General features: G+C 73.2%; 6 protein-coding genes. 3 read left to right on the top strand and 3 right to left on the bottom strand.

Features of this window, described 5'->3' with window-relative positions; genetic code table 11:
- Positions 1-66: 66 nt before the first annotated feature.
- Positions 67-282 carry a hypothetical protein gene (locus ACWGDE_RS34925; RefSeq protein WP_453393082.1) on the bottom strand — a complete coding sequence of 72 codons (216 nt, stop codon included), beginning with the start codon at positions 280-282 and terminating at the stop codon, positions 67-69.
- Between the two features lie 130 nt (positions 283-412).
- A complete protein-coding gene (locus ACWGDE_RS34920; protein ID WP_453393081.1) occupies positions 413-1297 on the bottom strand; it encodes an alpha/beta fold hydrolase in 885 nt (294 codons plus the stop codon).
- 107 nt (positions 1298-1404) lie between these two features.
- Here ACWGDE_RS34920 and paaK point away from each other — a divergent pair, with 107 nt between their 5' ends.
- Positions 1405-2715, top strand: coding sequence for a phenylacetate--CoA ligase PaaK (paaK, locus tag ACWGDE_RS34915; protein ID WP_453393080.1), 1311 nt, complete (start codon positions 1405-1407; stop codon positions 2713-2715).
- Between the two features lie 92 nt (positions 2716-2807).
- Positions 2808-3629: a YhjD/YihY/BrkB family envelope integrity protein gene (locus ACWGDE_RS34910; RefSeq protein WP_453393079.1), complete on the top strand. Its 822-nt coding sequence runs from the start codon at positions 2808-2810 to the stop codon at positions 3627-3629.
- Between the two features lie 37 nt (positions 3630-3666).
- Here ACWGDE_RS34910 and ACWGDE_RS34905 read toward each other — a convergent pair whose 3' ends face one another.
- Positions 3667-5169 carry a fatty acyl-CoA synthetase gene (locus ACWGDE_RS34905; protein ID WP_453393078.1) on the bottom strand — a complete coding sequence of 501 codons (1503 nt, stop codon included), beginning with the start codon at positions 5167-5169 and terminating at the stop codon, positions 3667-3669.
- Positions 5170-5358: 189 nt separating this feature from the next.
- Here ACWGDE_RS34905 and ACWGDE_RS34900 point away from each other — a divergent pair.
- Positions 5359-6136 (top strand): penicillin acylase family protein (locus ACWGDE_RS34900; protein ID WP_453393077.1); only part of this gene is annotated, 778 nt, incomplete at its 3' end.

Below are 6136 nucleotides of genomic sequence, written 5' to 3'. Positions count from 1 at the left end.
GCCGGGACCCGTACGGGTCCCGGCCCTCTGCCGTCCCGCACGCGCGGCGGCGTACGGCCGGCCCGGTCAGAGCCTTGTGCGCAGTTCGGCGGCGAGGGTGCGGGTCCAGGTGGCCAGCTCGGGCCGGTTCGCGCCGTGGCCCAGTACGTCGGCCTGGGCGTCCGTGAGCCGCAGCGGGCCGGGGTCCTCCAGCAGGTGGGCCACCTCGGCGAGGAGTCCGGCCAGGCGGCGGGCGCCCGGGGCGCCGAGCCGCACCGATACCACGGGGTCGATGACGGGCATGGCCGCCGCCTCCCTTCGCCAGGGCGTCTGCTTCGACCGTACGCCCCCGGCCGGGCGGCCGCCGCCGCTCGGGCGCCGCCACTCGGGCGCGCCCTTCGGATCGGGCCCGGCCCGATCCGAAAGGCACGCCCTAGGACCCGGTGGCCAGGAACCGTTCGATCCGGGCCGCGAACCTCGCCTCGTCGTCCAGCCAGGGGAAGTGCCCGCCGTTCCGCTGTACGTCGCAGAGGCCGTGCGCGAACAGCTCCGCGATGCGGGCGGCGAGGGCCGGCGAGGGGTTGGTGTCCAGCTCCCCGGCCAGCACCAGCACCTCGCCGGTGACCCGCCGCAGGGCCTCGCGGGTCGCGGGCGGGTCGAAGGCTCCGGGGCCGGCGAAGGCGGCGGCCGCCTCGGCGTTCTTCTGGAGGGGGCTCAGTTCCGCGTGGGCCCGTGCCGTCTCGTCCCAGCGCCCGTAGGCGAGGGGCATCGAAGCGGCCCAGTCGGCCTCGTCGGGGGCGTCTCCGGCGGCGAAGGCCGCGAGCGCCCGCTCGTAGGCGGCGATGGCCGTGTCGTACGGCTCGGCGCCTCCGCGACGGCGGACGTCCGCGAGGCGGACCTCCGGGGACTCCGCGAGGTCGACGGCCCAGCTGGTCGGCGTGATGAGGGCCAGGCGGCGCACGCGGTGCGGGTGGGCCGCCGCGTAGAGCAGGGCGAGGTTGCCGGAGGCGGAGTGGGCGAGCAGGTCCATGCTCTCCAGGCCCAGGTGGATCCGCAGCGCCTCCACGTCGGCGACCTGGTGGTCGACCCGGTACGTGGAGGGGTCGGCGGGGATCGCGGAGTCCCCTGTGCCGCGCAGGTCGAGCAGGATCAGCCGGCGTCCGGCGGACAGTCCGCCGAGGTCGCCCAGGTACGCGGAGGCCCGCATCGCACCGCCGGGAAGACAGATGAGCGGCTCCCCTTCGCCTCGGACGTGATGGGCGAGTTCGGTTCCGTCGTACGTGGTGAAGGTGCTGGTGGAGCGCGTGGAGATCGACATGGGGGCAATCCCAGCAGACGATCACTCGTTCGAGTAATTGATTTGGCCGCCGAGGTCCGGCAATCTACCGAATGATCGGTCGGTTGACTCGGAAAGGGGTGGGCGGCATGGATGCGTACACGAGGGGCCACGACGGCGGCACGGACGAGGGCGAGCGGCTCGGCCGGGACGAGCTGGCCGCCCTCCAGCTGACGCGGCTGCGCGAGACCCTGCACCGGGCGTACGACCGGGTGCCGTTCTACCGGCAGGCCTTCGACAAGGCCGGCCTGCATCCCGACGACTGCCGCTCCCTCTCCGATCTCGCCCTCTTCCCCTTCACCACCAAGGCCGATCTGCGCGACCAGTACCCCTTCGGGATGTTCGCTGTACCGCGCTCCGAGGTGCGCCGCATCCACGCGTCCAGTGGCACCACGGGCCGGCCGACCGTCGTCGGGTACACCGAGGGGGACCTGTCCACCTGGGCGGACGTCGTCGCCCGCTCGATACGGGCGGCGGGCGGCAGACCGGGCCAGATGGTCCACATCGCGTACGGGTACGGCCTGTTCACCGGCGGCCTGGGCGCGCACTACGGGGCCGAGCGCCTGGGCTGTACGGTCGTGCCCGCCTCGGGCGGGATGACGGACCGCCAGGTCCGGCTGATCCAGGACTTCCGCCCGGAGGTCATCATGGTCACCCCCTCCTACATGCTCACCCTGCTGGACGAGATGGAGCGCCAGGGCATGGACCCGCGCGCCACCTCCCTGCGGACGGGGATATTCGGGGCCGAGCCGTGGACGGAGGAGATGCGCCGCGAGATCGAGGAGCGGCTGGACATCGACGCGGTGGACATCTACGGCCTGTCCGAGGTGATGGGCCCGGGCGTCGCACAGGAGTTCGCCGAGACCAAGGACGGGCTGCACATCTGGGAGGACCACTTCTATCCGGAGGTCGTCGACCCGCTGACGGGCGCTGTGCTGCCGGAGGGCGAGGCCGGGGAGCTGGTCTTCACCTCGCTCACCAAGGAGGCGATGCCCGTCATCCGCTACCGCACCCGGGACCTGACCCGGCTGCTGCCCGGTACGGCCCGGCCGGCGTTCCGCCGGATGGAGAAGATCACGGGCCGCAGCGACGACATGATCATCCTGCGGGGGGTGAACCTCTACCCCACGCAGATCGAGGAGGTCCTCCTGCGGATACCGGCCCTGGCTCCCCACTTCCAGCTCCGCCTGACCCGGGAGGGACGGATGGACGCCCTGACGGTACGGGTGGAGGCGCGCCGGGAGAGCGATGCCGGTCAGCGGGAGGCCGCGGCCGCCGCCGTGGTCCGGGCCGTCAAGGAGGGCGTGGGCGTCTCGGTCGCGGTGGAGGTGGTGGATCCGGAGACCCTGGAGCGGTCGGTCGGGAAGATCAAGCGGATGGTGGACCTCCGGGAGGCCTGAGCGGGCCGGATCCCTCGCCGAATCCACCCCTTCGGGCCCACTTCGGGGGGCCACCCGGGAACCCGCGGGCCCGGCCGGGTAGGGGAAGAGGTGTGACCTCGATCTTCCGGCGGCTCCACGACCGGCTCCAGGCCTCCCCCGCCGGGCTGGCCTGGAGCCGTGGCCGGGAGATGGAGCTGATGCACCGGGCGATGGGCTTCGCCGCCCTCGGCTTCCTCACCCTGGTGCCGCTGCTGGTCGTCGTCGCGGCCGCCGCGCCCGGCAGCGGCTCGGGCTTCGGCCGCTGGCTCGGGCAGGCCCTCGGGGTGACCCAGTACTCCCGGGAGCGGGTGGAGATGCTGTTCGGCGCGGCGGACCTCGCGCTGGAGCGGACCACCGCGTTCGGCCTGGCCGCGCTGGCCGTCTTCGGACTGACCTTCGGCTCCGCCGTGCAGACCGGCTACGAGAAGGTCTGGGACCTGCCCACGGCCCGCTGGCACACCATGTGGCGGCACGTGGTGTGGCTCGCGCTGCTGGTCTGCTACCTCGCGCTGCTGGTCCTCATCCCCGCCCCCTCGAACGACGCGGTCGGCACGGTCATGGGCACCACCGGCGACCTCATCGGCACCTGCGTGTTCTTCTGGACCTCTCAGTGGATCCTCCTCGGCGGCCGGGTCCGCTGGCGCGCCCTGCTCCCGGGCGCGGCCGCCACCAGCCTGGGGCTCCTGGGACTACGGGTGTTCTCGCAGCTGGTGTTCTCCCCGCTGATCGCCTCCAACGCCGTGACGTACGGCCCGTTCGGCACCCTCCTGGTCGTGCAGTCCTGGCTGGTCGGCGTCGGCTTCGTGGTCTACGGCGGCGCCCTCGTCGGCCGCCTCGTCCACGAGCACCTGGTCCTGCGCCGCCTCCAGAGCGACGGCCTGTTGGTGGAGTAGGCCGACTCCCCCGGCTCCCGGCCGGCCGGAGGGGCCGTCAGGCGGGGTTCGAGAAGCGGTCGCGGAGGGCGCGCTTGAGGATCTTGCCGCTCGCGTTGCGGGGCAGGGAGTCCACGAACAGGACCCGCTTGGGGGCCTTGAAGTGGGCCAGCTTCTCGCGGGCGTAGGCGAGCAGTTCCGCCTCCGTCACCCCGTCGCGGGGGACCACGACCGCCGTGACCGCCTCGATCCACCGCTCGTCCGGCAGGCCGACCACCGCCGCCTCGGCCACGCCCGGGTGGGTGTAGAGCACGTCCTCGACCTGCCGCGAGGCGACCAGTACGCCGCCCGAGTTGATGACGTCCTTCACCCGGTCCACCACCGTGAAGTACCCCTGCGCGTCCCGGACCGCCAGGTCGCCCGAGCGGAACCAGCCGTCCCGGAAGGCCTTCTTCGTGGCCTCGGCGTCGTTCCAGTAGCCCCTGCACAGCTGCGGGGAGCGGTAGACCACCTCGCCGGCGGTGCCGTCCGGCACGTCGGCCCCGTCCTCGTCGACGACGCGCGCCTCCACGTGGCGCACCGGCCGTCCGCAGGAGTCCATCCGCCCCTCGTGCTCCAGCGGCCGCAGCACCGTGGCCAGCGGCCCGATCTCGCTCTGCCCGAAGCAGTTGTAGAAACCGAGCCCGGGCAGCCGCGCGCGCAGCCGTTCGAGGACGGGTACCGGCATGATCGACGCCCCGTAGTACGCCTTGGTCAGGGCGGTCAGGTCGCGGACGGCGAAGTCGGGGTGGTTGGCCAGGGCGATCCACACCGTCGGCGGCGCGAAGAGGCTGTCCGCCTCCCCCGCCTCGACGAGGTCGAAGATCTCTCCGGCGACCGGGGCGTCCACGATCGTGTTGCGCGCGCCCACCGCCAGGTACGGGAGCAGGAAGACGTGCATCTGCGCCGAGTGGTACAGCGGCAGGGAGTGGACCGGCAGGTCCTCCTCCGCCAGGTCCAGGGCCTCGATCGCGCTCTCGTACTCGTGGCAGAGCGCCTCATGGGTCATCATCGCGCCCTTGGGCAGGGCGGTCGTCCCCGAGGTGTACAGCAGCTGTGCCAGGACGGAGGGGTCGCCGGCCCGGTCGAAGGGCGCGGGTTCGGCCAGTTCCCCGAGGAAGGAGCCGGGCGCGTCGCGCAGCGGCCGCACGGCGAACCCGTCGGGGATGCGCCCGGCCAGGTCCGGGTCGGCGAGGACGAGCGAGCTCGCGCAGTTCTCCAGGATGTACGCGAGGTCCTCGCCGGTGAGGTTCTGGTTGACCGGAACGTGCGTGAGCCCGGCCCTCGCGCAGGCGAGGAAGGCCAGGAGGTAGGCGTCGCTGTTGTGCGCGAACGTCGCGACCCGGTCCCCCTCGGTCAGTCCGTACCGCTCGCGGAGCACGGCCGCGCCCGTGGAGACGGCCGCGTCCAGCTCGGCGTACGTCCAGGTCCGCTCCCGGTAGCGGACCGCCACCCGGTCCGGGACGCGCCGCGCGCTGTCGTGGACCAGTCCGTCGACCGTGTTCTTCCGCACAGGCGTCATACCGGGATCTTCGTCTCCTCGTGCGCACGGGGTCAATGACCGCAGCACCCCGGATACCGGACCGCCCGCCACAGGGATACCAAACGGGATGTTGACAGGGCGTCAGTCGGCCTGCGTGAGTGTGGGAGCACAGATGCACGGCCCCACCCGCACGGGCGATCCCGCCCGTGCGCAGGCTATTTGGGAGGCATGTTGCGCTTTCTTCCCGCACGAGGTCGCACCCGCCCGCACCTTCGCCGTCTCGCCCTCACCGGCGCCGCGCTGCTGGCCGCCACCGCCGCGATACCCGAGGCCGCCGCCCAGGAACGGGGCTCCGGCGCGTCCGGCGCCGGCCCGTCCGGCGGCGGCCTGTCCGCCGTCATCCGGTACACCGAGTACGGCATCCCGCACATCCTGGCCAAGGACTACGCCCACCTCGGATTCGGCACCGGCTGGGCGCAGGCCGCCGACCAGGTGTGCGTGCTCGCCGACGGGTTCCTGACCGTCTCCGGGGAGCGCTCGCGCTGGTTCGGCCCGGACGCCGCGCCCGACGGCTCGCTCTCCTCCGCCGCCAGGAACCTCTCCAGCGACCTGTACTTCAAGGGCGTCCGCGATTCCGGTGCCGTGGAGAAGCTGCTCTCCGCTCCCGCACCGGCCGGGCCCGGCAAGGAGGTGAAGGAGCTGATGCGCGGCTGGGCCGCCGGCTACAACGCCTGGCTCGCCCAGAACAAGATCACCGATCCGGCCTGCAAGGACGCCGGCTGGGTCCACCCGGTCACCGTCACCGACGTCGCCGCCCGCGGGTACGCCGTCTCGGTGCTCGGCGGCCAGGGCCGCGCCGTGGACGGCATCACCGCGGCGCAGCCCCCGGCCGCGAGCGCCGCCGCCCGGGCCGGGGGGGCCCCGGGCGCAGCCCGCGCAGTAGGACGGGCGCCCCCCGCGCGTCGGGGCCGGGGGCGGGGAGTCACCAACCGCGAAGCCAGGGGTT

This window comes from Streptomyces sp. NPDC054956 (assembly GCF_053609185.1).
The sequence above is the reverse complement of the archived record's forward strand: the minus strand, read 5'-3'. Positions and strand labels throughout refer to the sequence as shown.